This is a genomic window from Actinomadura harenae (assembly GCF_003696215.1).
GTDB classification, from domain to species: domain Bacteria; phylum Actinomycetota; class Actinomycetes; order Streptosporangiales; family Streptosporangiaceae; genus Spirillospora; species Spirillospora harenae.
The window spans coordinates 40,676-66,628 of sequence record NZ_RFFG01000034.1; the positions used below are offsets into that span (position 1 = coordinate 40,676).

At 70.9% G+C, this 25,953-nt stretch carries 29 protein-coding genes and 1 pseudogene; 13 read left to right on the forward strand and 17 right to left on the reverse strand.

Features of this window, described 5'->3' with window-relative positions; genetic code table 11:
- Positions 1–128 precede the first annotated feature (128 nt).
- Positions 129–1,505, forward strand: a complete 1,377-nt coding sequence (locus tag EBO15_RS19980; protein ID WP_122195940.1) for an FAD/NAD(P)-binding protein — start codon at positions 129–131, stop codon at positions 1,503–1,505.
- Positions 1,506–1,526: 21 nt separating this feature from the next.
- Here the strand turns inward: EBO15_RS19980 and EBO15_RS19985 are convergent, their stop codons facing one another.
- From EBO15_RS19985 to EBO15_RS20000, 4 genes are all read right to left on the reverse strand, one after another.
- Complete coding sequence (locus EBO15_RS19985; protein WP_325051922.1) at positions 1,527–2,027, reverse strand: DUF6875 domain-containing protein; 501 nt, start codon at positions 2,025–2,027, stop codon at positions 1,527–1,529.
- 95 nt (positions 2,028–2,122) lie between these two features.
- Positions 2,123–2,752 carry an EF-hand domain-containing protein gene (locus EBO15_RS19990; protein ID WP_158628286.1) on the reverse strand — a complete coding sequence of 210 codons (630 nt, stop codon included), beginning with the start codon at positions 2,750–2,752 and terminating at the stop codon, positions 2,123–2,125.
- A 109-nt stretch (positions 2,753–2,861) separates the two neighbouring features.
- Complete coding sequence (locus EBO15_RS19995; protein ID WP_122195942.1) at positions 2,862–4,718, reverse strand: endonuclease/exonuclease/phosphatase family protein; 1,857 nt, start codon at positions 4,716–4,718, stop codon at positions 2,862–2,864.
- 80 nt (positions 4,719–4,798) lie between these two features.
- Positions 4,799–6,559 (reverse strand): oleate hydratase, encoded by a 1,761-nt coding sequence (locus tag EBO15_RS20000; RefSeq protein WP_122195943.1) that lies wholly within the window; start codon positions 6,557–6,559, stop codon positions 4,799–4,801.
- Between the two features lie 219 nt (positions 6,560–6,778).
- Between EBO15_RS20000 and EBO15_RS43665 the strand changes: the two genes are divergently transcribed.
- From EBO15_RS43665 to EBO15_RS46135, 3 genes are all read left to right on the forward strand, one after another.
- Positions 6,779–6,964: a hypothetical protein gene (locus EBO15_RS43665; RefSeq protein WP_147481563.1), complete on the forward strand. Its 186-nt coding sequence runs from the start codon at positions 6,779–6,781 to the stop codon at positions 6,962–6,964.
- 252 nt (positions 6,965–7,216) lie between these two features.
- Complete coding sequence (locus EBO15_RS20005; protein WP_147481564.1) at positions 7,217–7,768, forward strand: L,D-transpeptidase; 552 nt, start codon at positions 7,217–7,219, stop codon at positions 7,766–7,768.
- Between the two features lie 921 nt (positions 7,769–8,689).
- The gene (locus EBO15_RS46135) at positions 8,690–8,944 is read left to right on the forward strand and encodes a hypothetical protein (protein WP_233616309.1); all 255 of its coding nucleotides are present in this window, start codon (positions 8,690–8,692) and stop codon (positions 8,942–8,944) included.
- A gap of 115 nt (positions 8,945–9,059) precedes the next feature.
- Here EBO15_RS46135 and EBO15_RS20015 read toward each other — a convergent pair whose 3' ends face one another.
- Positions 9,060–9,734, reverse strand: a complete 675-nt coding sequence (locus EBO15_RS20015; protein WP_122195945.1) for a carboxymuconolactone decarboxylase family protein — start codon at positions 9,732–9,734, stop codon at positions 9,060–9,062.
- 76 nt (positions 9,735–9,810) lie between these two features.
- Here EBO15_RS20015 and EBO15_RS20020 point away from each other — a divergent pair, with 76 nt between their 5' ends.
- The gene (locus tag EBO15_RS20020) at positions 9,811–10,419 is read left to right on the forward strand and encodes a TetR/AcrR family transcriptional regulator (RefSeq protein WP_122195946.1); all 609 of its coding nucleotides are present in this window, start codon (positions 9,811–9,813) and stop codon (positions 10,417–10,419) included.
- A 10-nt stretch (positions 10,420–10,429) separates the two neighbouring features.
- Here the strand turns inward: EBO15_RS20020 and EBO15_RS20025 are convergent, their stop codons facing one another.
- Together EBO15_RS20025 and EBO15_RS20030 are read right to left on the reverse strand one after the other, a co-directional pair.
- Positions 10,430–11,695 (reverse strand): pyridoxal phosphate-dependent aminotransferase, encoded by a 1,266-nt coding sequence (locus EBO15_RS20025; RefSeq protein WP_122195947.1) that lies wholly within the window; start codon positions 11,693–11,695, stop codon positions 10,430–10,432.
- A gap of 101 nt (positions 11,696–11,796) precedes the next feature.
- Positions 11,797–12,123 carry an ArsR/SmtB family transcription factor gene (locus EBO15_RS20030; protein WP_122195948.1) on the reverse strand — a complete coding sequence of 109 codons (327 nt, stop codon included), beginning with the start codon at positions 12,121–12,123 and terminating at the stop codon, positions 11,797–11,799.
- 100 nt (positions 12,124–12,223) lie between these two features.
- On the opposite strand from EBO15_RS20030, the gene EBO15_RS20035 reads away from it, so the two are divergent.
- On the forward strand, positions 12,224–12,601 hold the full coding sequence (locus EBO15_RS20035; protein ID WP_122195979.1) for a VOC family protein: 378 nt from the start codon (positions 12,224–12,226) through the stop codon (positions 12,599–12,601).
- On the opposite strand, the gene EBO15_RS20040 is transcribed toward EBO15_RS20035, so the two are convergent.
- On the reverse strand, positions 12,602–13,240 hold the full coding sequence (locus EBO15_RS20040; RefSeq protein WP_122195949.1) for an HD domain-containing protein: 639 nt from the start codon (positions 13,238–13,240) through the stop codon (positions 12,602–12,604). It lies immediately after the preceding gene.
- Positions 13,241–13,349: 109 nt separating this feature from the next.
- Here EBO15_RS20040 and EBO15_RS20045 point away from each other — a divergent pair, with 109 nt between their 5' ends.
- Positions 13,350–14,303 (forward strand): GlxA family transcriptional regulator, encoded by a 954-nt coding sequence (locus EBO15_RS20045; RefSeq protein WP_122195950.1) that lies wholly within the window; start codon positions 13,350–13,352, stop codon positions 14,301–14,303.
- A 54-nt stretch (positions 14,304–14,357) separates the two neighbouring features.
- Positions 14,358–15,232, forward strand: a pseudogene (locus tag EBO15_RS20050) (IS5 family transposase).
- 1 nt (position 15,233) lies between these two features.
- Here EBO15_RS20050 and EBO15_RS20055 read toward each other — a convergent pair.
- A complete protein-coding gene (locus tag EBO15_RS20055; protein WP_122195951.1) occupies positions 15,234–15,593 on the reverse strand; it encodes a YybH family protein in 360 nt (119 codons plus the stop codon).
- Positions 15,594–15,750: 157 nt separating this feature from the next.
- The gene (locus EBO15_RS20060; RefSeq protein WP_122195952.1) at positions 15,751–16,743 is read right to left on the reverse strand and encodes a helix-turn-helix transcriptional regulator; all 993 of its coding nucleotides are present in this window, start codon (positions 16,741–16,743) and stop codon (positions 15,751–15,753) included.
- Positions 16,744–16,836: 93 nt separating this feature from the next.
- Here EBO15_RS20060 and EBO15_RS20065 point away from each other — a divergent pair, with 93 nt between their 5' ends.
- Positions 16,837–17,235 carry a VOC family protein gene (locus EBO15_RS20065; protein WP_122195953.1) on the forward strand — a complete coding sequence of 133 codons (399 nt, stop codon included), beginning with the start codon at positions 16,837–16,839 and terminating at the stop codon, positions 17,233–17,235.
- A gap of 105 nt (positions 17,236–17,340) precedes the next feature.
- On the opposite strand, the gene EBO15_RS20070 is transcribed toward EBO15_RS20065, so the two are convergent.
- The 4 genes from EBO15_RS20070 to EBO15_RS20085 all read right to left on the reverse strand — a co-directional run bounded on the left by EBO15_RS20070 (position 17,341) and on the right by EBO15_RS20085 (position 19,337).
- The gene (locus EBO15_RS20070; protein WP_122195980.1) at positions 17,341–17,802 is read right to left on the reverse strand and encodes a pyridoxamine 5'-phosphate oxidase family protein; all 462 of its coding nucleotides are present in this window, start codon (positions 17,800–17,802) and stop codon (positions 17,341–17,343) included.
- A gap of 113 nt (positions 17,803–17,915) precedes the next feature.
- A complete protein-coding gene (locus EBO15_RS20075; protein ID WP_233616310.1) occupies positions 17,916–18,242 on the reverse strand; it encodes a DUF397 domain-containing protein in 327 nt (108 codons plus the stop codon).
- Positions 18,243–18,354: 112 nt separating this feature from the next.
- Positions 18,355–18,540 carry a DUF397 domain-containing protein gene (locus EBO15_RS20080; protein WP_122195954.1) on the reverse strand — a complete coding sequence of 62 codons (186 nt, stop codon included), beginning with the start codon at positions 18,538–18,540 and terminating at the stop codon, positions 18,355–18,357.
- Positions 18,537–19,337 carry a helix-turn-helix domain-containing protein gene (locus EBO15_RS20085; RefSeq protein WP_122195955.1) on the reverse strand — a complete coding sequence of 267 codons (801 nt, stop codon included), beginning with the start codon at positions 19,335–19,337 and terminating at the stop codon, positions 18,537–18,539. Before EBO15_RS20085 ends, EBO15_RS20080 begins: the two co-directional genes overlap by 4 nt.
- On the opposite strand from EBO15_RS20085, the gene EBO15_RS20090 reads away from it, so the two are divergent.
- Positions 19,336–19,905, forward strand: a complete 570-nt coding sequence (locus EBO15_RS20090; RefSeq protein WP_147481565.1) for an ATP-binding protein — start codon at positions 19,336–19,338, stop codon at positions 19,903–19,905. The genes EBO15_RS20085 and EBO15_RS20090 overlap by 2 nt on opposite strands.
- Positions 19,902–20,126 carry a hypothetical protein gene (locus tag EBO15_RS20095; protein ID WP_122195957.1) on the forward strand — a complete coding sequence of 75 codons (225 nt, stop codon included), beginning with the start codon at positions 19,902–19,904 and terminating at the stop codon, positions 20,124–20,126. The genes EBO15_RS20090 and EBO15_RS20095 overlap by 4 nt, the downstream gene beginning before the upstream one ends.
- A gap of 80 nt (positions 20,127–20,206) precedes the next feature.
- Here EBO15_RS20095 and EBO15_RS20100 read toward each other — a convergent pair whose 3' ends face one another.
- Both EBO15_RS20100 and EBO15_RS20105 read right to left on the reverse strand, forming a co-directional pair.
- The gene (locus EBO15_RS20100; RefSeq protein WP_122195958.1) at positions 20,207–21,274 is read right to left on the reverse strand and encodes an epoxide hydrolase family protein; all 1,068 of its coding nucleotides are present in this window, start codon (positions 21,272–21,274) and stop codon (positions 20,207–20,209) included.
- Positions 21,271–21,963, reverse strand: a complete 693-nt coding sequence (locus tag EBO15_RS20105; protein ID WP_158628288.1) for an alpha/beta fold hydrolase — start codon at positions 21,961–21,963, stop codon at positions 21,271–21,273. The genes EBO15_RS20100 and EBO15_RS20105 overlap by 4 nt, the downstream gene beginning before the upstream one ends.
- Positions 21,964–22,048: 85 nt before the next feature.
- Between EBO15_RS20105 and EBO15_RS20110 the strand changes: the two genes are divergently transcribed.
- On the forward strand, positions 22,049–22,996 hold the full coding sequence (locus tag EBO15_RS20110) for a helix-turn-helix transcriptional regulator (RefSeq protein WP_147481566.1): 948 nt from the start codon (positions 22,049–22,051) through the stop codon (positions 22,994–22,996).
- 184 nt (positions 22,997–23,180) lie between these two features.
- Positions 23,181–23,939, forward strand: a complete 759-nt coding sequence (locus tag EBO15_RS20120; RefSeq protein ID WP_122195961.1) for a dienelactone hydrolase family protein — start codon at positions 23,181–23,183, stop codon at positions 23,937–23,939.
- 59 nt (positions 23,940–23,998) lie between these two features.
- Here the strand turns inward: EBO15_RS20120 and EBO15_RS20125 are convergent, their stop codons facing one another.
- Positions 23,999–25,930 (reverse strand): HEAT repeat domain-containing protein, encoded by a 1,932-nt coding sequence (locus tag EBO15_RS20125; protein WP_122195962.1) that lies wholly within the window; start codon positions 25,928–25,930, stop codon positions 23,999–24,001.
- Positions 25,931–25,953 lie beyond the last annotated feature (23 nt).

A 25,953-nucleotide genomic window follows, 5' to 3' on the forward strand; every position in this document is an offset into this window, starting at 1 on the left:
ACCCCATGGGGTATCCAAAAGCTGGGCTGAACAGCGGAGACATCGTCCGGCCCTCCGCCGGCCGCGCAGGGGCGCGGTGATAGAACCACTGTGGGTGATCTCTAGCGCCGCTTCGGGGGACGGACGTGATGCGCCGACGTGTGGTGATCATCGGTGGGGGAGTCGCCGGGACGGCCGCCTTCGCCACCCTGGCGCGCGCGGGCGTGGACGCGCCGGTCGACATCGTGGACCCGCTGCCCGCCGGAGCGGGCACGGCCTTCGGCGTCGGCGACGCCGCGCTGCTCTGCAACACCTCGGCCGCCCTGATGTCCCTGCGGCCGGGACTGCCCGCCGACTTCCACCGGGCGCTGCGGGCATGCGGCGCGCCCGTCGAACGCGAGGTGTTCGCACCGCGCCGGGAGTTCGCCCGGTATCTGCGCGAGGTCTACGAGACGGCGGCGGGACGTCCCGGACTGGCGCATCGCCGGGTGCCACGGCGCGCGGCGTCCGTCCGGCCCGTCGGCGACGGCTACCGCGTCCTCCTGGACGACGGTTCGCACCTGGACGCGTCCGAAGTCCTGGTGTGCCTGGGCTGGGGGCCGCCGTCGGTCCCGGACGGGCTCCGCGACCGTCCGGGCATCGTGACCAGCCCGTTCCCCGAAGAACGCATGCTGGAGTCGGTGCCGCCGTCCGGCCGGGTCCTCGTGCTGGGGACGAAACTGTCCGCCATCGACGCCGCGCTCCTCCTCACCCGCCACGGCCACCGGGTGACGATGGCGTCGCCGTCCGGGGCGCTGCCCGCCGTGCGCACGCGGACCGTCCGGGGAGCCGTGCGGATCGACCCGGCCGACGTCCACGCGCTGGACTCCGCCGACCCGCGCCTCACCCGGCGGATCCTGGACCTCGTCACACGCACCCTCGAAACCCCGCTGACCTGCGCGGATGCGCCCGCTGACACGGTCGGGCGGCTGCGCGCCGAGATCGGGCTCGCGCGCCGGGGCCTCGTCGGCTGGCAGGACGTCCTGGTCGAACTCGTCGACCTCGCCAACCCGATCCTGGTGCGCCGGGACGGCGACGCGCGCCGCCGGGTCCTGCGCGCGTGCGAGCCGCTCATGCGTTACCTGGGCTCGTTTCCCCTCGGCAACGCCGAACACCTGCTCGAACTATTGGAGACCGGGCAGGTGCGGGTGCGCGCAGGGGGTCCGCGACGGCTGGACGGCCCGTCCCCCTGGCGGGTGCGGTGGCCGGACGGCGAGTCCGAGCCCTTCGACGCCGTCGTCTGCGCGACCGGCTTCACGAGCAGACCCCTGGGCATGCGACACGGAGCCCTCTCGTTCGCACACGATTCATCCGGAACCAGCACGCCTCCGGAACTGGACGCCGACCTCCGCCTGCGCATGAACGGGCGCGCCGAGCGGATCTGGCTGCTAGGCGTTTCGTCCGGCGTGCGGATGCCGTTCGCCAACGCCGTCCATCACGCGACCGACCAGGCCGAGGCGTTCGCGCGGGCCTTCACGGAGCGCTGACCGGCTCAAGCGCTGACCGGCTCAGCCGAAGCGGGCCGTCCAGGCGTCGAGGGACCAGGGGGCCTGGTCGAGGAAGGGCAGGTCCGAGCGGACCATCGGCCGGACGGCCAGGATCGGCAGCGGCCCGTGCAGCGGCCGGAACCCGGGATTGCGGATGCCCGGGGCGGCGGGCGGACCGGGATGGAACTCGCCGATCATCAGCCCGTGCCGGACGAACGACGGTTTCAGCCTCCGCTGGGCGCCCTCGATGACCGACTCCCAGTCGCGCTCGTCCACTTCGGGGAACGCCACGAGCAGCGCCCGGTGCGGATCGCCCGCGCCGTCCTGGTGGGCGACGAACCAGGAGAGGTACCGGCGCATCACCAGCGCCACCTGTTCCGGCCCGTCCGGACGCGCCGCCCAGACCGCGCCGAGCAGCCGCCCGCCCTCCAGGGCCTGCCGCGTGTACGGGCACACCGCCCCGGGGCGTCCCAGGTCGGGGTGCGGACGGCACAGGTGGTCCCGCACCCAGCAGGTGATCACTTCGAGCGGCCCGGACCCTGCCCCCGCCGGTTCCCGGGCGGTGTCGGGCGCCTCCCCGCCCGTCAGCGGCCGGGGAGGCTCCCAAGGGTCGGTGATCAAGCCGAGAACACGTCCACCGGCTCGTCCGAGACGTAGAACCTGCGGGCCTCGGCCAGCAGTTCCTGGGTGCTGATGTGCCCGTCGCGGTCGGTGTCGAGTCCGCGGGCGGACGCCATCGCGTGCCGCTGGTCCGCGCCCATGGCGGTCAGGACCTGCGTCCAGTCGTCGACCGAGACCCTGCCGTCGTCGTCGAGGTCGGCGACGGCGATGACCGCCTCCGCCCACGGACGCAGCGAGTCGTCGAAGCCGCGCATGCCCGAGTGGAGGGAGCTCTCGGCGGCGGCGAGGAACTCGGCCCGGTCGATGGGGCCGTCCGGACTGGTGCCGGCGCTGCGCGCCAGGCCCTCGTAGTACTGGCGGGCGCCCTCGCGCAGGGCCCGGCCCTTCTTCGATCCCGGGTTCTGCGCGAGGGCCCGCAGGATGCCGTCGGCCATGAACTCGAGGTCCTGCCGGGAGATCGTGCCGTCGTTGTTGCGGTCGAAGGTCTCGAAGCGTTCGGCGAGTTTGGCGTCGTACGCCTGGAGACGGGCCTGTTTGACCTGCTGGGCATGGTTCTGTTGGCCGTTGCGCGGCTTGGTCTCGTGGAGCCGTTCCTCCTGGCGGGTCTGCTTGTTCTTCTTGCTCACGGTGCCCTCCGGAAACTCGAATGTCGTGTTTCGCACCTATAGCGCTACCCTCAGTGATCGGCCGTAGCCGAGATCATCTCCCTGGCCCACGGTAAGAGTCGGCAAACCGCTACGAGCGCAGGGTGACCGCGACGGGGAGGTGGTCGGAGTACGGGACGGCCGGCCGGGCGGGGTCCTGCGGGGTCAGGCCCGGCGTCGTCAGGATGTGGTCGAGCTGGTCGGTCGGCCTGGGCCGTGCCGGGTAGGTGAGGAACGGGCGGGCCGCCGCGAACGCGTCCTTCAGTCCCGCTCCGAGCAGGACCTGGAAGGCCCGGTCGCTCGGCTGCATGTTGAGGTCGCCGCCCAGGACGACCGGGCCGCCCTTCGCGGCGGCGTCCCGCGCGATCCGCGCGAGCTGCTCCGCCTGCCCGAGGTCGGTCCAGCCGTCCGGGGGCTGGGTGTGGGTGGCGATGACCGTGACGACGGTTCCGTGCCACCGCAGGCCGACCTCGAGGGCCTCGGCCCCGGTCGGCCCGCCCTTCACCAGGACGTGGTTCCGGACGGACACGACCGGCAGGTTCGTGAGCAGCGCGTCGCCCCACACCTCGTCCCCGGCGGGCGCCCAGTGCGGCTTCAGCCCGAGCCGGCCGGACATCAGCCTCAGCTGGTCGCGGCCGCCGTTCAGGAACCAGCCGCGGTCGACCTCGCTCAGCAGCACCACGTGCGGACGCAGCGACCGCAGGGCGTCCGCCTGCCGTGCGGCGGTCATCGTGCCGTTCATTCCGAAGCCCATGCGCAGGTTGTAGGCGGCGACGCGGAGCCCGTCGCCGGGCATCGGAGTCCAGGAGGGCGTCCCGGGCCAGCTCGTGGTCAGCGTGACCAGGAGCGCGGACGCGGCGGCGACGGCGAGCACCGGCCACTGCCGTCCCTCGTCCGGACGGCTCGCGCGGCCGAACGAGACCGCCGCGACGATGACCGCCGCCGCCACCGGAACCCACCGGTTCGGCATGCCGAGGTCGTAGGCCGAGTAGTACGCGAAGAACAGGACCACGAAGACGAGGAGGCCGGTCGCGGTGGCCAGCCCGCGGCGGGTCGCGGTCGTGGCGTCCTCGCCGGTGGGCGAGGGGCTGGGCTCGGCGGCCGCCCAGCCCAGGCATCCGGCCAGCGCGAACTGCCCGCCGACCTGTGCGATCAGTGTCCAGGTGGGGGAGACGCCGTGGACGCCGTCCACCGTCGCCCGCCCGAACGCGAACCCGAGCGCCGACAGGACGAGCAGCACCCCGGGAACCGCCGGACGGCGCGTCCAGAACGCGGGGCGCGCGGCCACCGCGACCGACAGGACGGCGCCCGTCGCGACCGCCACGGCGGCCCAGGTCGCGCCGTCCGCGCTGGCCTGCGCATGCGACGAACTGCCCGTGTAGAGGCCCCACAGCAGGAGCGCGGGGCCGAGCGTCCACCACAGCCGACGCCCGTGGAAGGCCTCCTCGTCGCCGGGCGTGCGGTGACGGAACAGGGCGAGCGCGAACAGCCCCAGCTCCAGGACGAGCAGGGCCCACGGCCACAGTCCGTCCCGCCAGACCAGGTCGACGCCGCCGAGCGCCGCGTGGAGGACGCCCGAGGCGGCGAGCCCCGCGACGAAGCCGGTCGCGACCGGGCGCGCGTCCCGTGCCGTCCCGGCCGTCGCGACCAGCCAGCACAGTCCGGCGAGCAGACCGGCGCTCGCCACCGCGACCTGCGCGGTCCCGCCGTCGGTGAACTGGAGCGCGGCGCGCGCCGCGAGCAGGACGACCGCCGCGCCCGGCCCGATCCGCCGGGCGAACGGCGCGGCCGCGAACGCCGCCGCGAACCACACCAGCGCGTACAGCCCGATGAGTTCGGCCGGCGTGCTGCCCGCGTCGCCGACCACGGTGATCAGGGACGGCAGGAACACCCTGACGACGTCCACCAGGACGACGGAGCCCACCACGACGTCGAGCCGCACCCGCACCACGCACCTCCGGTGTCCGCGTGAATGCGAGAGAGCTTCACGTATGAACCCGGAGGTGCGCAAGGGGCATCACCTGCGAATCACCCGAACAGGCGGTACTCCGTGAGCAACTCGCCGATCTCGGTCTCGTTCAGCTTGCCCAGCAGGCGCTTGCGCAGGATCTCCGGCATCGGCAGCCGCAGCTCCTCGCCGTCCCGGAGCCGGTTCGTCGCGGCCAGCAGCTTCCGGACGTCGTAGGTCGAGTTGAACACCTCCGGGACGCCGCGCTCGACGCCGAGCAGCGTGTAGACCGCCTCCATCGGCGTCCGGACCGAGTACTCGGTCGTGAAGATGCAGTCGCGGCTGCTCTCGGCGAACTGGCCGATGAACGCGAAGTTCACCGCGCCCTCCGGCACGACGTCCGGACGGTCGCCCGCCCGGCGCGGCATGAAGAACGACGTCACGTACGGCATCATCACCGGCACGGCCTTGGCGCCCGTCGCGGCCAGCTCGGGGATCTCCTCCTCCGGGACGCCGAGGTGGTACAGCCACTCCTGGACGATCTCCTCGCCGGTGCACTCCCGCATCGGCTTCTTGACGTAGTCGCCGGGGACGTCCACGAACAGCGAGTACAGCCACGCGACGACCTGGTCCTTCGGCTGCTGCTTGAAGTGCGGCTGCCGGTTGACCGTCCAGCTCAGCAGCCAGGCCGAGTCGCGGACGGTGACGATGCCGCCGGTGACGACGCGTCCGCTGAACGGGTCGCGCTTGCAGATGCGCTGGATGTGCCGGGGGATGCGGTCGTCCAGCGTGGTGACGGTCGCCGACTCCCACTGGGTCTCGGGGATGTGCGAGCCGAACACGTCCGGGCGGCCGAACGCCGGGTCCTTGGACGCGATGCGCCGCCACAGGTCCCAGGCGGGGGCCGGTCCCTCGTTCAGCTTCGCGGGCGTCCGGTGGTCGCCGTTGTCGGAGTTCTCGGTCAGCGAGCCGATCGTCATGAACAGCAGGTCGTCCGGGCCGAGCTCGGTCCCGCCCTCCACGCCGTCCCGGATCCACTTCAGCCCGGACGCCTGCTTGCGCTCGGGCGTGAGGACGAAGTCGACGTCCACGACCTCGGTGTCGAAGTGGAAGTTCACGCCCTGGTCGAGCAGCCACCGGTACAGCGGCAGCACCAGCGACTCGTACTGGTTGTACTTGGTGAACTTCAGGGCGGAGAAGTCGGGGAGCCCTCCGATGTGGTGGACGAAACGGTGCAGGTACAACTTCATCTCGAGGGCGCCGTGCCATTCCTCGAAGGCGAACATGGTGCGCCAGTAGAGCCAGAAGTTGCTCTTCAGGAAGTCCTCACCGAAGACCTCGTTGATGCGCTTCCCCTCCATCTCCTCGCGCGCCGCGAGGAACACCTTCACGAGGTCCTTCTGCGCCTTCTCGTTGAGCGCGAAAAGGCCGTCCGTGCGCGCGTCCTGGCCGCGCTTCTCGGTGACGCGCTGGAGGGAGTAGTTCGGGTCGTCCTTGTTGAGCCAGTAGAACTCGTCGAGGACGCTCGCGCCCTCCACCTCGATGGACGGGATGGAACGGAACAGGTCCCAGAGGCACTCGAAGTGGTCCTCCATCTCGCGTCCGCCCCGGACGACGAATCCCTTCTCCGGCTCCTTGATCCCGTCGAGTGCGCCACCCGGAATCCGCAGCCGCTCGAGGACGGTGATCCGGCTTCCGTCCATCTGGCCGTCCCGGATGAGGAAGGCCGCTCCGGCGAGGGACGCGAGCCCCGACCCGACGAACCAGGCGGTCTTGTCCTCCACGCCCTTCGGCTTCCGCGGCCGTGCGAACGCCTCGTAGTTCCCACTGCTGTAGTACATGCGATTCCCCCCGAAACCACGAGTGTTGACGACCCGGGTCCTACCCACCGGTAACCCTGCGCGACACCTCGAAACGATCAGGTGTGCGCGACCTCTCAGGCCCGCCCGGGACCCTCCGGAGTGTGATCCACGACGGTTGACGACCCTCCCGGCTCTAGGGCCCTCGGGAGCTCGGGGCCGGTCGGACGCCCCGCGGGCACCACCGGACGAGGAGTGCATGTGAGGGAGCCGGGTCTGCGAGCCCGTGGCCTGCGGAGGCACGACGGGACGGGCGCGGTGCCCGTCCGCGCCGCCGACGGCGTCCACCTGGACGTTCCGGTCGCGCTCGCCGTCGTGGCGTTGCTGACGGCCGTCCCGATCCGGCACGCCGCGTCCCGCCCGGTGGCCCGAGCCCTGGCGGCCTGACGGCGGACTCCGATCGGGCGAGGGTTCGCGACGCCGAGCCGGGGCAGTGCATAAGAGCCGAGGTGGACGACGCGCTCTCGGCGGAATTGGTCGCGGATCCGGCGATCTACGACATCGTGGACGAGAGCGAGCGGAACGCGGACGGCCCGGCGGTGCCGAGGCAAGCCTGACAGGGCGCTCTTGGTGAAGTCCGGCAGCTCTTTTGCCCGTTCCGCTGCCGGGCCGTGAAACTCCGCGATCTAGCTTGTGATCATGACCTTGGAGGGTCGCTTCGGCCGTCTGCGTTGGTGTGGCCTGGCGACGGCCGTGGCGGTCGTCGTCCCGGGCCCTCCGTCGTACGCGGCCGACGGGGGGATCCGGCACGCGGGCGCCTCGCCCGTGGCCCGGGACCACGTCGGGGTCGCCGCAGCACGCGCACGCGCGCGCGGCCGCTGCCCGGCATGGCGGGGCAAGGTCATCTGCGTCGACCTGACCCGGCAGCGACTCTGGATGCAACGAGGACACAGGACGCTGTTCGGGCCGGTGCCCGCGCGTACCGGACGCTGGAGCCGTCCCACGCGGACCGGATGGTTCCGCGTCTGGTGGCGGCACAAATTCCACTGGTCGACCGCCTTCAACTCGCCCATGCCGTTCAGCCAGTTCTTCACCGGCGGGCAGGCGATCCACGGCGTCTACGGCTCGGTCGCCACCGGACCCGGTTCACACGGCTGCGTGAACCTCGACTACGAGGCCGCCCGGCGGCTCTGGCGGATGACCCGGACCGGGCAGGCCGTCTACGTCTGGGGGCGCAAGCCCGGCACATGACGCCGCGCCCGGCCGCATCGCATCGCACGACCTTCACCATCATCGACCGTGAGGAGAACCATGAGCATTGCCCCAGGCGCGCGGCGCCTGATCACCACGATGACCGCCGCGGCGGTCGTCGCGCTCGCCTTCGACGGAGCCGTCGCCCACGCCGCGGCGGCGGGCGGGGGAGACGACGGCTGTGATCACTACGGCAGGCACACGATATGCCGGGGCTTCATCGGCCACCACGGCCCGAGAGGCCGTCGGGGGCCGCGAGGCCGGACGGGTGAGAAGGGGCCGGAAGGCCCGGCGGGTCCTGCCGGACCGGCGGGTCCGGAGGGGCCGCCCGGCATGATCGGCCCGGCGGGGCCGATCGGCCCGGAGGGGCCCATAGGCCCGGCGGGGCCGGAGGGGCCGGAGGGGCCAATGGGTCCCGCTGGTCCCGAGGGGCCGCAGGGCCCTGCCGGGCTGAACGGCCAGACAGGCCCTGCGGGTCCTGAAGGTCCGGAGGGGCCGGCCGGCCTGATCGGTCCGGCGGGCCCGATGGGTCCCGAAGGTCCGGAGGGCCCTGCCGGACCCGCCGGACCCGAGGGGCCGGAAGGCCCGGCCGGGATCATGGGGCCCGCGGGCCCGGAGGGCCCGATCGGCGACACGGGACCGGCCGGTCCGGAGGGTCCGGCGGGCCCTGCGGGGGAGGAAGGTCCGGCGGGTCCCGAGGGGCCTGCGGGTCCGGCGGGCCCCGCGGGTCCTGAAGGCCCGGAGGGCCCCACCGGCCTCACCGGCCCGGCGGGTCCGGCGGGTCCGGAGGGGCCCGACGGCCCTGCGGGTCCGGAAGGCCCGGCGGGGCCTGAGGGTCCGGCGGGTCCCGAGGGGCCTGAGGGCCCGGCAGGTCCCGAAGGGCCGGCGGGTCCGAACGGGGTGGTCCTTCCGAGCATCATCGTGGACGGCGCACCGGAGAATGTGCTCGACGGCATCATCACCGTGGCGACGGCGACGTGCCCGATCGGCACCACGCTGACCGGCGGCGGCGTCAAGGAGGACGTCTCGCCGGGGACCGTTTTCCGGGTGCCCCTGCTGCTGGGCTCCTACCCGGACAATGGCGCGAGGACGTGGACGGCCGAGCTCTCCAGCATCTCCGGCGGCCCCGGTGCAATCACGGCCACCGCCTACGCGGTGTGCCAGCCCATCGGCTGACCACGCTCCACAGCCGTCGCGGCGTCCCTCTACCGAGGACCGCGCGGTCTCCTGCACGACCAAGTCGCGGAGCCCGGACCAGGAGGTTCGGGCTCCGCGACCGGACGACCCGAGGTCAGGCGGGGACGGCCTCGACCTCGGCGAGCAGCGCGTCCAGGACGTGCATGGCCCGCCACGCCTTGGTCATGCCGAACAACGCGGAGAACCGCACGACGGCCCGCAGGTCCTCGCCGCTCGCCCCGGCTCCACGCGCGCGGGTCACGTGAGCGCGGAAGCTCTCCTCAAGGGTCTGGAACAGCACGTCCACGGTCATCGTGGCGAACGCGCGCTCGCGCACGCTGATCCGCTGCATGCCACCCCGCATCCGCGACTGGAGCGCCATGTAGCCGGCGAACCCCTCGTCCAGCTCGGCGACGGACCGGAGCATCGCCTCGGGGAGCGGACTCCCCGTCCCGTCGGCGTTGACCACGTGCCCCGCGCCCGTCGGGTTCACGCCCAGCTCGCGCTCGATCGCGACGAGCCGCTCGAGCGCCGCCACGGCCGCCGGATACCCGCTGTCATACGCGATGAAGCGCAGCAGTTCCCGCAGGTCGTCGGGGGAGACGCCGTTGCCGTACGCGCGCCGCACGTGCTCCTCGAACGGCGCGCCGAGGGTCTGCTGGCACACGTCCGCGACGAGGCAGAGCAGGGCCTTCTCCCGCGCGGACAGTTCGGGGAGGCCGTCCCAGAGCATGCGCGCGGTGGCGTCGCGCATCTCGGCGAAGACGGAGTCCCGGGTGTGGAGGTCCATGGGTCGCCCCTTCCTGGGTTAACGCTTGTAGCGCTACGACTGTAAGGCAACGGGCGCGCCCGTACAATGGCGCATCATGGAAACGACCTCCGCGCCCCGGGGACGCAATCGGCGCGGCCAGGGCGCGCGGCTGAAAGAGGACATCGTCGCGGCCACCCTGCGCCTGCTGGACGAGCTGGGCGACGACCAGGCGCTGTCCCTGCGCGCGGTGGCCCGCGAGCTCGGCATCGCGGCGACCTCGGTCTACATCCACTTCGCCGACCGTGACGCGCTTGTCCTCGCGACCCTCGAACGCGCCCACCACGACCTCACGCGGTCCGTCAACGAGGCCGAGGAAGCGCAGGCCGACCCCGTCGGCAAGCTCCGCGCGCGCGTCCTCCTGCTCGGCCGATGGGTCCAGGACCATCCCGGCCTCTACAAGGTGATGCACGAGAGCACGCTCAACCAGCGCGAATCCATGGCGTTCAAACAGGAGCTGGCCGACCGCGCCACCGCCGCCGTCCAACGCTGCATGGACGCCGGCCTGGCCCCGCGGGACGACGCGTCGGCGGTCTCCCTGGACCTGAGAACCGCCGTCCACGGCGCGATCTCGATGCGCGTCAACCAGCCCGACTACCCCTGGCTCCCCTTCGAGGCCCAGGTCGACCGCTTCCTCACCAAGCTCGTCGGCGTCACCCTGCCCTGACCGCCACCGCTCAGACGGCCCTCCCCGCAAGGCAGCGCGAGCGGAGGTCGGCCACCGCCGCCTCGACGCGGGTCAGGGACCTGCGAATGTGCGGCAGGTTCACCGGGTCGGCGCTGTTCAGTGACGACAGCTGCTCATCGGGGGTCTGGCCGTAGAGCATGCTCGTCGACGCCTTGAAGCGCAGGGCATCGACCTCGTCACCGAGTTGGTGGCCCGCCATGACCGCGATGTCGTACTCGTCGAAGAGGAACCTCTGGAGCGACCGTGAGTCGGTGACGCCCAGCGCGGCGAGCGGCGTCCGCATCGGCTCGAAGTCGGGATAGACGTAGAACGCTCCGGTGGGCGGACGGCACAGCGCTCCCGCGCCGACCATGACGGAGTGCATCGCGCGGGCGACGGCGCCGTGCAGCCGGGCGCTCGCCTCCAGCCGCTGCCTGACATCGGGCGGCCCGCCGAACACGTACCCCGCCACCTCCTGCATCGGACGTGCCAGCGTCGACCACAGCTCGCTCGCCACGCCGAGCACACCGGCCCGGATCCGCTCGCCGCGCCGTCCGGCCGGGAACCGTGCCATGCCGATGCGCCAGCCGCCGAGCGCGAGGCTCTTGGAGAGGCCGGTGGTGACGACCGTCCGGTGCGGGACGATCTCGGCGGGGCTGAGCAGCTCGGTTCCGGGGTCGTGGATGATGTCGCGGTAGATCTCGTCGGAGACGACGATGAGGTCTTCCTCCTCGGCGATCGCGCATACCGCTCGCACCGCTTCCGGCGGAGCCACGGTGCCGGTCGGAGTGTCGGGCAATGTGAGAACCATCAGGCGCGGATCCAGACCGCGGGCACGCGCGCTCCGGATGGCGTCCCGTAGAACGTCCGGATCAGGAACGCCCCCGTGCCCGCGGGCGATGGGAACCCTGATCGGAGTCTTGCCGGAGAACCGCACCTGCGGCGCGTAGCTGTTCCAGCAGGGCTGCGGCAGGATGCAGTCGCCGGGGACGGCGTGCTGGACGGCCATGAGGAGCGGTTTGCTGCCGGGTGCGACGATGACCCGTTCGGGGTCGGTGGGCAGGCGGCGGCGTCCGAAGTATCCGGCGGCCGCGTCGCGGACGGCCTGCGTTCCGGCGACCGGTCCGTAGGTGGTCTGGTAGGCCGCGGCCGACAGCAGCTCGGCGAGCGACTCCATGAGTGGCAGCCGGGACTCCCCGAACGCCAGGTTCAGGATGTCGGCGCCGGCGGCGTTCAGCCGGTCCACGACCTGGTTCAGCTCCAGATTGGGAGACATGCTCCACATGTCCCAATCAATGACCCAAAGTGGCTAGATCGTAACCTATTGTCACCCTATAGCCGCGCCATGTCCGCAGGCGTCCTCCGGCCGACCGCCGTCTATTCGGTGGTGCTCGGTGCCGGTGGGGTGGCGGAGGCGAGGATGGTCTGGAGGACGCCGGGGAAGCGGGCGTCCAGGTCGTCGCGGCGGAGCGTCATGTAGCGGGCCTTGCCCTCGGCGCGGGTCCAGGTGAGGCCCGCCTCGCGCAGGACGCGCCAGTGGTTGGAGAGCGTGGAGCGCGGGACGTCCAGGTGGTCCGGGCTGCAGGACACCTCGCCGTCGGTGGTCATCCAGCGGACCAGTTCCAGGCGGACGGGGTCGGCGAGCGCGTGCAGCACCGTGACCAGGTCCAGGTCCGCCGTCTTGGGCTGGGCCAGCGAACGCATCCTGCTCTCCTGTCGCCTGTCGGGGTTGGCGCGTCCCGATCTTCCCAGTATACGATCATTTCGTTGTTTCGGGATTGTTGAAATGATCAGGAGCCCGCCGATGGCCGTCGTCACCACCTTCGCCCGCGTGTACGTCAGCGACCTGGACGCCGCACTGCCCACCTTCGAGGCGCTCACCGCCGCCAAGCCGGGCCTCCGCTTCTCCTACAAGGACCTCGAGCTGGCGAGCATCGGGGGATACCTGCTGGTCGCGGGCACCCCGGAAGCGCTGGCACCGTATCGCGCCGTCCAGGCCACGACGGTCGTGGACGACCTCGACGACGTTTTCGCGATCGTCGAGCGCGAGGGCGGCGAGACCGTCGACGGCCCCAACGAGGTCCCCACCGGACGCAACCTGACGATCCACCACCCGGGCGGCGCCGTCATCGAGTACGTCGAGTTCGACACCGCGAAGGTCCAGGCCCAGGCGGCCGGCTGATCACTCGGGCCAGGGGTTGTCCAGGATGGTCCGGACGAAGTCCTCGCGCTGGTAGCCGGGCATGAAGTGCGCGAGGACGTCCGCGTTCACGTTGCCGAACGTGGTCTCCGGACGGCGGACGTTGCCCTCGGTGAACGCCGCGAGGATCCGGTTCTTGAAGTCGGGACGCGGGTGCGCGGCGGTGACGGCCTCACGCTCGGCGTCGGTGAGTTCGCCGTACCGGACGCCGAGGACGTCGGTCTCGACGCCCGCCGTCACGAGGGCGACCTCAGGCGCCATGAACTCGGGCACGCCGGGGGTGGTGTGGAGGGCGATGCCGGTCCACACCGCGGACGCGCGGCCGGGCTCGACGCCGCGGGAGGTGAGGAAGTCGCGGGCGGCGTTCGCGCCGTCCACCTCGAAGCGCAGCACCGAGTCGTGGAAGGCGTCGGTGAGGCCGAGGTCGTGGAACATCGCCCCCGCGTACAGCAGTTCGAGGTCGACGCCGAGCCCGCGGCGCCGTCCCATGAGCGCCCCGAAGAGGAAGACGCGGCGTGAGTGGTCGTAGAGCAGGTCGGTCTCCCGCTCGCGGATGTACTCGGTGATGTCGCGCACGAGCGCGGTGTCGGGGATCGTGATCCCGGCGATGGTCTCGTCCATGGTCGCCTCCTGCCCTCCGGATGAGTCCGTTCCAGAGTCTCGCCGGAGGGGGCACGGCGGACAGTGTCCGGATTGACAACGACCCCACAAATTCGGACATCATCAGGGCATGGGCGTTCATCGCGTGGTGTTCCTCGTGTTCGCGGGCGTCAAGCACCTCGACGTCGCCGGGCCCGCCGAGGTGTTCGCGGAGGCCGCGCGGCTGGGCGCGGGCTACGAACTCGGCTACGCCTCTCCGACCGGCGCCCCGGTCGGCACGTCCATCGGAACGAGGATGGAGGTCGGCGGCGCCGCCGGGGAGGTCGCGCACGCCGACACGGTGATCGTCCCCGGAGGCGACGCCCTGCCGACCACCCCCGTGGACGTCGAGGTGCGCACAGCGACATCGCACCTGGTGGGCGTCGCTGGCCGGGTCGCCTCGGTGTGCACCGGAGCGTTCCTGCTCGCCTCCGCCGGTGCTCTGGACGGCAGGCGCGTCACGACGCACTGGGCGCACGCCGCGCTGCTCGCTCGGATCTGCCCCACGGCCGAGGTGGTCCCGGACGCGCTGTTCGTGCATGACGGCGCGTTCCACACCTCGGCCGGAGTGTCGTCGGGGATCGACCTGGCGCTCTCGCTCGTCGAAGCCGACCAAGGCCCCGACCTGGCCCGGGAGGTCGCCCGGCAACTCGTCGTCTACATGCGGCGTCCCGGCGGACAGTCGCAGTACTCGACGATGCTGGACGTGCCGCAAGGCACCCAGGCCGGCGTGAAACGTGTGGTGGAAGCGGTCTCGGCGAATCCGGAGGCCCCCAACGGGATGGACGACCTCGCCGCGATCGCGGGCGTGAGCCCACGCCATCTCGCTCGCCTCTTCCAGGCCGAGATCGGCATGTCCCCGGTCAAGTTCGTGGAGCACGTCCGCGTGGAGACCGCGAAGACGCTTCTCCTGAGGGGCGAGTCCGTCGCCGCCACCGCCCGGCGCGTCGGCTTCCAGAACCCGGAGACGATGCGCCGCGTGTTCGTGGCCCGCCTCGACATGCCCCCGAGCACCTACAGGCACCGATTCACCACGACGACCTAGGGCCTGTTTCAGAAGTGGATCACGCGAGTGATCCACTTCTGAAATGATCTTTAGGTGGGTCGTGGTGATTTGACCGCCGCGCAGTGGGCGGTCCTGGAGCCGTTGCTGCCAGTCGGTAAGAAGCCGGGCAGGCCGCCGAAGTGGACGAAACGGCAGCTCATCGATGGGATCCGGTGGCGGACGCGCACAGGCGCGCCGTGGCGGGACGTGCCCGTCCGGTATGGCGAGTGGGAAACGGTATACGGGCTGTTCCGGCGTTGGCAGCGGAACGGCACCTGGGCGCGGATCTTGAAGGAACTGCAGGCCAGAGCAGACGCCAAGGGTCTGATCACCTGGGACGTGAGCGTGGACTCCACGATCACCCGCGCGCACCAGCACGCCGCCGGTGCGCGAAAAAGGGGGATCTGCAGGTAGAGCCGCCCGGCGGCGTCGATGTCGAGCCCGCCGACCACGGGCTGGGCCGCTCTCGGGGAGGGCTGACCACCAAGCTGCATCTGGCCGTCGAGCAGGGCCAGAAGCTGTGATCGCTGATCATCACCGCCGGTCAACGTGGGGATTCTCCCCAGTTCCAGCCCGTGTTGGAGCGGATCGGCGTGCCCCGGCTCGGACCTGGACGCCCTCGCAAGCGCCCCGATAAGGTCCGCGCCGATAAGGCGTACGGCTCCCGCGCTAACCGCACCTATCTGCGCAGGCGTGGCATCACCTGCACGATCCCGGAGAAGGCTGATCAGATCCGCCACCGCAAGAACCGGGGCAGCCGAGGTGGTCGGCCACCCACGTTCTGCAAGATCGACTACCGTGAGCGTCACGCCGTGGAATGCGGCATCAACCGGCTCAAACGCCACCGGGCCGTCGCGACCAGGTACGACAAGCTTGCCGTCCGATACGAGGCCACCGTGACTATCGCCGCCATCAACGAGTGGCTGTGACCTACCCCAGAAGGCTGGGCTGGTCGATCGCCCACAACCACGTGCCGTCGGGCTGGCGGCGAGCCACCTCGACGGTGACACCGCCGTCGGCCAAGCGCACCGACGTGAGCGCCAGGTCGCCGTTCTGCAGTGTGGGCTGCTGCTGTCCAGGGGCGAAGGTGGGCTTGTCAGCGACCAGGTGCTCATACGCCTGGCGGATCTCCGCACGGCCTGTGGCGACCTGGCCGTTCGGCAACGCCAGTACCGCGCCCGGCTCATACAGCGCCACCAACCCTTCGACGTCGCCCGCGTTGAGCCGCTCCACGATAAACCGGCTGAGATCCTCCGGTCGGGCAGCACGCGTCCGGACATCACTGCTCATTGTCTGTAACTCCCGTCGGGTCGGGCCGGTTGTCCCCGGCAGCAAGCGATCATGCCAGGCGGGTACGACAAACCAGCGCGACCCAGAACCAAGGCACTGATCGACTTCTGAAACAGGCCCTAGGTTCGGACGGCTGTCGCCATGATCGAGAGTGGCGTCAGGCTCGGCGGGCCGAGGCGGTGAGCCGGTCGGCGAGGGCGAGGACGAGATCCCGGAGCTCGTCCGGCCGCTCGATGACGAACGGCAGGTCGAGCGAGGCGAGCACGGAGGGCAGCCAGTCGAGCCGTTCCACTCGCAGTTCGACGTGGAGCCACCGCTCGGCCTGAGGATCCGTGTTCTCCGTGGACGCGGGGTCCTCCTCCACGGTCGCGACACTGGCGGGAAGCCTGGAGCGGATCTGTTCGACCGTCCCGTGGATCCGCAGGGTCACCTCGTGCCGGTACTCGGCCTTGGCGAGCCCTGTCAGGAGGCGCTCCGCCGGATCGGGCCCGGCGGGCGGCTCGAACGAGCCCGGCAGGGGCCTCGCGTCCGCGATGCGGTCGAGGCGGAAGGTCCGGTCCTGGCCGATCCCGGGTTCGGCGCCCGTGACGTACCAGCGGCCCGCATGGCTGACGATCCCGTACGGGTGCAGGGTGCGTTCGCTGCGCCGGCCGTCCCGGGCGGTGTACCTGATCGAGATCGGACGGCGGTGGCGTACCGCGTCCGCGACGGCGAGCAGCACCCCGGTCTCCGGGGTGGACGGCTCGCCGGACGGAGCGGTGAAGGCGAGGGATTCCAGGACGGCGTCGAGCCGGCGGGCCAAGCGCTCGGGCAGGACCCGGCGGATCTTGGCCGCGGCCGTCTCGCCCGCCGTGCCGGTCGCCGCAGGCACCCCCGCCCTGCGTCCGGCGACGAGTCCGAGCAGCACGGCGAGCGCCTCGTCGTCGTTGAGCATGAGCGGAGGCAGGCGGTATCCGGGGGCGAGCCGGTATCCGCCGTAGCGGCCGCGGACCGCCTCGACGGGGATGTCCAGCTCGACCAGATGGTCCACGTAGCGCCGCACGGTGCGTCCGTCGACGCCGAGCCGGTCGGCGAGTTCGGCCACCGTCCTGATGCCGCCCGACTGCAGGAGCTCCAGGAGGGTCAGCACGCGGCTGGTGGGTCGGGCCATGGTGTCGAGCCTAGCTTCGATACCGGACCGATTCTGTCCACTATTTGCCCTAACGTCCGGGGTGCACCGACTCAACGACCTGAGGAGAACACCATGGACTTCGTCTCGATCCGGATCATCACCGACGACGTCGCGCGTCTCGTCGCCTTCTACGAGCGGGCCACCGGAGTGCGGGCGGACTGGGCCACCGAGGACTTCGCCGAACTGCGGACGGCCCACGGGACCCTCGCGATCGGCGCCACCCGCACCGTGGCGCTGTTCGCGACCGGTTCCGCCCGTCCCGCCGACAACCGCACCGTGATCATCGAGTTCCTCGTCGACGACGTGGACGCCGCCTACCGGAACCTGGCCGACGCCGTCCCCGACTTCGTGACCGAGCCGACCACGATGCCCTGGGGCAACCGGTCCCTCCTGTTCCGCGACCCCGACGGCAACCTCGTCAACTTCTTCACCCCCGTCACCCCGGCCGCCATCGCGAAGTTCACCTACTGACGCCGCCCCGCCCAGCGAGCGCATCGGGATGTAGCGCGTGGGGAGCGTTCGTGTTGAGTTCGACACCGCCAAGGTCGAGGCACAGGCGGCCTGAAAGTACGGCCGCTACTCCAGCCAAGTCCCGTCGCGCATGATGATCCGCCCGCGTAGTTCCGGCACACCACGCCAGGCGTGCACGGACTTCGGGACCACGCGTACGTACACGAAGGGCCCCTCCTCCTTACGCGGATCCCACCCGAACTTGCCGGCGAACGCCTCCGCCGCGTCCCCGGGCACCTCGCGGTCCGGGAAGCACTCCGCCTCTCCCTGAAGGAGCACCACGTCGAAGCTGTCCGGCAGTGCCAGGCGCACGCGCGGTTCCTGGCGGACGTTCCGCACGGTCGCGGACGTGGCGTCGGTGCACATCCACACCGCCAGCCCGTCCCACAGGAACCACAGCGGCACCTGGTGCGGCCCGTGGTCAGGGTGAGCCGTCGACACCCACACGTCCCGCTCGGCCACGAGCCGGTCCAGAGTGTCGCGCCTGCGCTCCGCCGTCTCGCGACGAACGGTTCCTGTGGTCTCCATAAGACCGACGCTAGCGAAGCGCACGAGAAGCACGCCTCAGGCACAAGACCTACGCCCAACGACCGAGCGCCCTCGGCGTTGAGCCACAGAGGTGCTGATGAGAGCGGCCGAACCTACGGCCGGGGGCGGGTGTTCCTGATGACGTGGCTGAGAGCGGCGAGGTCGCCTTGGCTCATGGTGAGGTGAGGCCCATCAGGGTCCTTGCTGTCGCGAACACCCACGACAGGCCTGAGGCCGGCCAGTTCGACGCAAGCTCCGCCGTTGTCGGTGCTGTGGCTGCTCTTCCTCCAGCGAGGAGATTCCTGTCCCTTGCTGACGTGGTCACCGTGTGCCGTGAGGGTGGCGAGTTCGATGCAGTTCCCGCCGTTCTCGCCGCTGTAGCTGCTCTTCCTCCAGTGCGGATCGCCCTGCCCCATGATTCTGTCCGCCTTCCTGGTCATGTCGGATGTGAGCGCTACTTGTCGATACCCGTGCATGGGTTCAGCCAGACGCTTCGCAAAGAAGAACGCCCAGCTCTGCCGTTGGGCAGATCTGGGCGTTCCTGTTCGTGGTTCAGATGTTCTTGACGATCTGGGTGAGGGCCGCGAGGTTCCTGCGGGTCATGGTGAGGTGGGGGCCCTCGGGATCCTTGCTGTCGCGGACGCCGACGCCTGGTGCGAGGTCGGCGAGTTCGATGCAGTCCCCGCCATTGTCGGCGCTGTGAGTGCTCTTTCTCCACGTGGGAGTGTCCTGCTTCATAGTTCCTCGTGTGCCTTTCGAATCATGTCGATGGACATGTTCTCTGGGAGCGCCCTGGATTGGAGGTGCCTAAGCACCTCCGACAAGGCACTGAGGTCGTCGCGGGCATCGGTCGTAATTCCTCTGACCGCAGTGTCCAGATATGCTACCGCGCTCAGGTCCGGGTGGGTAGCGACGACGAAAGCCCCTCCCACTGCCACCGGGCGGCCAGTAGGTATCACGATCTGGATCGTGATGTTCGGGAGTTCTGCCATGGAGCACAGGTGTGCAAGCTGCTCCTGCATGGTCTCACGCGTTCCCACGGGATTGCTGAGAACCGTGGGAGACAGCAGAGCGGTCAGTGAGACGGCGGGCGGGTCGGACCGAGTGAGAATCGTCTGCCGGTCGAGGCGGTTCTTGACGGCCTCTTCGGTCGTGAGGAGTTGGCGAGCGTACGCCTCGGTCTGGAGCAGTCCAGGAAGGATCGTGTGCTGCCATGTGATCAGCGATTCGGCCTCGCCTTCGATCGCGGACCAGTTCAGGAACCATGACGGCACCGGGCTTCCGTCTCGGTAGAGGTCCTCCCACAGCTCCAGGAGTGCCCCGTTTGCTCCGGTCAGCTCGTCGACGACCGTGGTGAACTCCCGTTTGCACGGGCGCTTGCCGGTCTCGACCAGTGAGACGAACGAGACGCTGGTGTGGGTTCTCGCGGCTATGGACTCCTGCACCACGCCGGCCTTGGTCCGGTAGCGCTTCATCTGGCTGCCGAACGCTTTGAGGGCGGGCTCTGTCGTGGGCCGTTGGCGTCGAGGGGGCATGAGCGAAGATCCTTTTGACTTGGTCGACGATGATCTCTCATGGCTTTCGGCCTTGCGACGGATCACGCTAGTCGATTGCCCGTGCAGAAAGTCAAGGGATATCACCGAAGTGGCAGAGGAAAAACGTCACGGAGGGAGGGCGAGCGGCTTGTCTGTGCAGATTACGCCGGATTGTCCGACGCCTGAGTTGGTGATCGGTCGGGAGGGGTTGGAGGAGGTCAGGGGCGCCCGGGACTTCCTGAGTGAAGTGCTGAATGCGATCGGCATAGATGATCTGGATGCCGTTTATGTCGCGAAGACCATCGTGACGGAACTGATCACGAATGCCCTCAAACACACACAGACCGCGAGTGTTCTCCTGCGGGTGTATGTCGGGGAGGACGGGCGGCCGGTCGTCGAGGTCGAGGACGACAGTGACGCGCGTCCCGAGGTCAGGCCGCTGACGCTGGACGAGTTCACCGGGCGCGGTCTCGCCCTCGTCGCGGGGATGGCCGCGTGCTGGGGGTGGGCGCTCCGCGAGGGCGGCGGCAAGGTCGTCTGGGCGGCGCTGGACGTGGTGGTGCCGTGATCGGGACGAGTGGGACCGTTCCAGCGCGCGCCGTCATCCTGGTCGTCCTCCGCCGGATGTTCCCCGCGTGGGACATCCACCTGTGCGGACGGGGCATCTGGCGTGCCGAGGGGCCCATGCTCATCTCGGCCAGCTCGTGCGACGGCTTCGTCCAGGCGCTGGGCGACGCCGATCCCGAAGCGCTCGCGCGAGCGGCCGAGGGCCTGCGCTTGCCCGCTTAGAACAGAAGACGGCGGGGGCGTCGTGTCGCCCCGCCGGTCTCTGCCGGGCCTGACCGTCAGGGCGGTCAGGCCCGGCTCCGTCAATGGTGGGCGGTGAAGAACGCTCGGAGGTCGTCGGCGAGGACTTGGGGTTGCTCCTGGGCGGCGTGGTGTCCGCCCTTGTCGTAGGTGTTCCAGTGCGTGATGGCCGCGTGGTCGCGTTCGGCGAACGGACGGATGGACGGGAAGAAGTCGTCGCCGAAACCGGCCAGGCCCAAGGGGAACGACGACGGTTCGGCAGGTGGCTTGTTGCCGTAGTAGCCGGTCATGGCCGAGCTGCCGCCGGTGTCGGTCAGCCAGTAGATGGACGCGTTGGTGAGGATGTAGTCGTCGCTCACCGTGTCGCCGAACAACTGGAGATTCCATGCCAGCTGGCCCGCCGGGGAATCGGAGAGCGCGTGCGCGAGGGTCAGTGGCTGGGTGGACTGGAGGCCGAGGTAGGCGCCCCGGGTGGCCATGAAGCGCTCCAGGACGTTCAGCCTCTCCAGGTCGTCCGGTCCCAGTCGGGCGCGTTCCGCCGGGTCGCCGGACGGCAGGGAGAAGATCTGCGTGACGTGCACTCCGGCGATGTGGTCCGGGTCCAGGCGTCCGAGTTCGATGGAGATGAGCGAGCCGACGTCGTTGCCGTGGACGCCGTACCGCTCGTAGCCGAGGCGACGCATCAACTCCGCCCACGCTGCGGCGATGCGGTGGCGGTTCCAGCCCGGTTCGCGCGGGACGCCGGAGAACCCGAAGCCGGGCACCGAGGGGACGACGAGGTGGAAGGCGTCGCTCAGCCGGTCGATCAGCGGAAGGAACTCCGCGACCGACATGGGCCAGCCGTGGGTGAGGATGAGCGGCAGGGCGTCCGGCCGGGGCGAACGGACGTGCAGGAAGTGCACGTCAAGGCCGTCGATCTCGGTCAGGAACTGCGGGTGGGCGTTGATCCTCCGCTCCCAGAGGCGCCAGTCGTAGCCGTCACGCCAGTACTCGACCAGGCGCCGGACGCGGTCGGCGGGCACGCCCAGCCCGTCGCCGGGCAGCGGGCGGGTGAAGCGGGTCGCGGCCAGGCGGGCGGCCAGGTCGTCCAGGCTCTCCTGCGGGATGTCCACCCGGTACGGGCGCGTCATGACCGGGCCGCCTCGTCCAGCGCGCGGGCCAGTGCCACCGGCGCGGTGATCATCGGCCAGTGTCCGGAGTCCAGCGTGACCATGTCCAGGCCGTCCGGCGGTCGTGGCGGGTCGCCCGCGCAGGCGATGTGGGTGCGGGGCAGGCGCTGCGCGGCGCTGAGGTCGGCGGGGGCCGGGTCCTGGTAGGTGCCGATCGGCTGGCCGACGCCGCGCGCCCGCAGCCAGGCCCGGTCCTCGGGGGTGAGCCCGTGCTCGCCGAAGTTGGCGTCGAGGACCTCGTCGCTCATGACCGGGATCCGGCCGTCCCGGACGGTCTCCATGATCGCTTCGACGACGGGTGCGGGCGTGCCGTCGAACAGGCTCTTCCCCGGCTCGGGCAGGACGGCGGCGAGGTAGACGATCCGGGCGATGCGGTCGGGGATCGCGGCTGCGGCGATCGTGGCCGGGGCTCCGCCGTACGAGTGCGCCACGAGCGTCACCTCGCGCAGCCCGGCGTACTCGATCGCGGCCGTGATGTCCCGGGCGTGCGTGGTGAGCGTCGTGTCCGGCGAGCCGAGATGCGCGCGGTCGCCGAAACCGGTGAGCGTCAGCGGGTGCAGCTCGTGGCCGTACGAGGTCAGCGGCGGCGTGACGCGCTCCCAGGCCCAGGCGCCGAGGAACGAGCCGCCGACAAGAACGATGGTCGACACCGGGTCGACTCCTTTCGGTCGATCTCTTACCGGTGCGACGCTAGGCAGGATTGTGGACGCTTTCTGCCCTCATTAAAATGTGATCATGTCCCGTCCCGCGACCCGCGTCCTGACGCTGCTGGAGGTCCTCCAGGATCGCGGCCTGGTGCCCGCCGACGAACTGGCCCGGCACCTGGACGTCGACGCCCGCGCCGTCCGCCGCTACGTCACCGCCCTGCGCGACATGGACATCCCCGTCGAGTCCGTCCGCGGACGCTACGGCGGGTACCGGCTGGCCCGCGGCGTGCGCCTGCCGCCCCTGATGCTCGCCGACGACGAGGCGGTCGCCGTCGCGGTCGCGCTGGCCACCGGCAAGGAGAACGACCAGGTCGGGGAGCCCGGCCCGGCCGACCGGGCGCTGGTTAAGCTCAACCGCGTCCTGCCCGTGCCGCTGCGTCGCCGCGTCACCGCGCTGATCGAGGCCACCTCGGCGACGGCGGGCCCGCTGACCCCCGAACCCCACCTGGCGCTGACGCTCGCCGCGGCCGTCCACGCGCGGCACACCGTCCGGATCGAGCACACGCGCGGCGCGCGCGAGGTGGACCCGTACGGGCTCGTCGTCCACACGCGCCACTGGTACCTGGTCGGACACGACCATCTCCGCGACGCCGTCCGCATGTACCGCCTGGACAGGATCGGCGACGCCGCCGAACTGCCCGGCCGGTTCACCCCGCCCGAGGGCTTCGACCCGGTCGCCCACGTCCTGCGCACGCTGACGTTCGACGCCTGGACGCACCGCACCGAGGTCTGGCTCGACACCGACCTGCGGACCGCCGCCGACCGTCTGCCCGCCACCTTCGGCAGCCTGCACGCCTGCCCCGAGGGCGGTGTGCTCCTGGTCAGCGGCGCGGAGGACCTGCCCGCCATGGCGCGCCTCCTCACCGGACTGCCCTGGGCCTTCACCGTCCGCAGCCCGCCCGAGCTGATCACGGCGCTCGCCGGGCACGTCGCCGAGCTCACCCGGGCCGTCGACCGCTCCCGGTCCGCGCCGTAGGGGCCTCCGTATAACCCTTTGGCGAATCATGAAGGCCGCTGCTACCTTGACCGAGGCCGTGCGAAAGACCGAGGAGGTGGTACCCGTGAACACACTGATGACATGGGTGCTCCCCTCCGGGGTCACGGTCGGGCGATAGGTCGTCCGGGAGCGCCGTTCTTGAGCACTCCCGAAAGGCACGACCATGCGTTTCACCTCTGAGCAGCGCCTCAACGACGGCGTCCTCGAACGCGGATTCACTCTCGGCGACATTCCCGGCATCCTCTGGACGCCCGCGTCCGCCTCCGCCTCCGCACCGGTCCCGCTGATCCTGCTCGGTCACCCCGGCGGACTGAACAAGATGTACCCCCGGCTGCTGGGCCGGGCCCGGAACGTCGCGGCGGACGGCTTCGCCGCGGCCGCCATCGAGCTCCCCGGGAGCGGCGACCGGCCCCGCTCGGCCGAGGTCGAGCAGGCCCGCGCCGACGTGCGTCGCGTCCTCGCGGCGGGCGAGCCCGTCGGCGGGGAGCTCATCGACCGGCTCATCCTCCCGCTGGTCGACCAGGCGGTCCCGGAATGGCAGGCCACCCTGGACGCCCTCTTCACGCAGGCCGAGATCGGCGGCCCCGTCGGATACTCGGGGGGCGTGATCTCCATCGGCGTCCGGCTGGCGGTGGTCGAGCCGCGCATCGCGGCCGCCGGCCTGTTCGCCGGGTCCTTCATCCCTCGCGTCATCTTCGAGGAGGCGCGCCAGGTCACCATTCCGCTGCACGTCCTGCTCCAGTGGGACGACGAGGGCAACGACCGCCAGGCCGCCCTGGACCTGTTCGACGCCTTCGGCTCCAAGGAGAAGACGCTGAACGCCAACATGGGCGGGCACACCGGCGTCCCGCAGGCCGCGGGGGACGCCGCGGCCCGCTTCTTCACCCGGCACCTGGGCGGCAGCCGGGCCGACGCGAAGTGACATAGCGCGCACGACCTCATGTGGGGCGTCCTGCCGGAGAAGGCAGGGCGCCCCCTCGTTCAGGAGAGCCGCTCGATGATGGCGCGGTACTGCCGCTGGAGGCGTTCGTCGTTATCGACGGACCAGTTCTCGCAGCGGCGCGTGCGCCGCAACTCGTCGCGGAGACGCGGTAGGACGGATTCCGCGGCGGTGCCCATGCGATCGAGGCAGGTGACGACCTTGTCGGTCGTTTCCGGGTCGTTCACCCAGCCGTGCAGCAGCGTGTCCAGCACGGCGCGGGTCTCCGGCGGCCCCCCGATCTCCCAGAGGGCGGACGCGAAGCGGGCGCCGAGCCACGAGTGGGTCAGCAACTCCCGCAGGCGGGGCACGGCGACCGCGGCCGGTGGCCCGATCTGCCCGAGGATGTCGGCGGCCTCGGCGACGGCGAAATCGAAGGGTTCGTCGAGCAGGCCCTGGAGCAGCGGTAGCGCCTCGTCGAGGTCGCGACCGATCGACCAGAGGGCGGCGATCGCGGCGCGCCGGACGTGGATGTCGCTCTCCGTCGTCAGCGGCCGAATCCTGTCGAGGACGCCGGAGGCCGCGGGGCCGAAGGATCCCAGGGCCCTGAGGACGGCGTGTGCGGCGCCGTCCATGGCCGTGTCGAGCGCCCGGATGAGCGCCGGCAGGGCCGCCTCGTCCCCGAACACCGCCAGTGCGGACAGCATCGCGTAGAAGCTCGTCCGGTCGTGCGGCCGAGCGGCCGCCGTGACCTGGTCGAGCAGGGGGATCAGGCGGGGGACGAGCTGGTCGCCGCCTTCGGGCAGGCAGCCGGCGACCTCGACCGCGCGCCAGTCGTCCACGCCGCTGTCCAGAGCCACCAGCAGGCTGGGAAGTGCGCGCAGGTCGCCCCTCCGGGCCAAGGCGCAGACCGCTTCCTGATGGGCCCAACGTAGGTGCCACTGCGGCGCGGCCCAGACGCCCGGCCCGTGGGACGTGCGCTGCGCGGCGACATACGCGGCCAGCGTCTCGCGCACCGGGCCGATGAGGGCGTGGCAGCTGTGGAGGACCGCTGCGGCATCGGCGGATACCGCCAGGTGGCGGTCATCGAGCCGGTCGGCGACGCGGGAGATGAGCCCGGTGTGGTCGCCGCGCCACGAGCACATGAGCTCCTTGCTCATGCGCAGCGCGTCGCGCCGGGCTCGGGGGTGGGGGTCGCTGAGGTACTCGGTGATCAGGGCCGTGCGCTGGGGCGTCCGTCCGTCCAGCGTGTCGTGGATGGTGTGCAGGAGCCGGGCGTCGTACGGCTTCATCCGGCGCAGGAGGTCGATCGCCGCGGGGACGGCGTCCTCGCCGATCTGGGCAGGGGTGCAGCGGACCCGCTGGACCGCGGCCGCGAGCCGCGTCTCCAGATCGGCGTCGTCGTCCGAGGCCACTTGGTCGAGCCATGCCCTGGCCTGCTCGGACACGGCCGGTGTGCGCAGGGCCAGTGACGCCATCGCCTCCACGAGCAGCCGTCGCTCGATGGACGCGTCCGCGTCCGGGAGGCGGGAGCGCAGGACCGCCGCCGCCTGGGCGGGGTCGTCGAGGAACAGCGCCACCCCTCGGAACGCGGCCTGTCGCAGGCGGGAGTCGGGAGCGGAGGTCAACTCCACGAAGACGCCTGCGTGCTCGCGAAGGATGACGAGAGCCTCGACCTCGGCGGCGTCCGGGCCGTGGGCGCCAGCGCATCCCTCGGCGGACTCCTCACCGATCTCGACCAGGATCGGGACGACCCAGTCCCGTCCGGGGGCGGTGACGTCTTCGGCGTGTTCCAGGAGGAACGGAAGGCTCGCCGCCGTGGAGTCGAACACCCTGCCGAAAGGGAAGAGCTTCAGATAGAAGTCGCTGATGGCCTCGTTCCGCTCGTCCGCGTCCGAGGACCGCAGAGCCGACAGCAGGGCCGGGACGTCCTCCGCCGATCCGTCGGCGTGGACCAGCGACGACCAGTCGATGGCGTCGGGATCGGCGGGCATGGGCGGCATTATGCCCTGGCTTC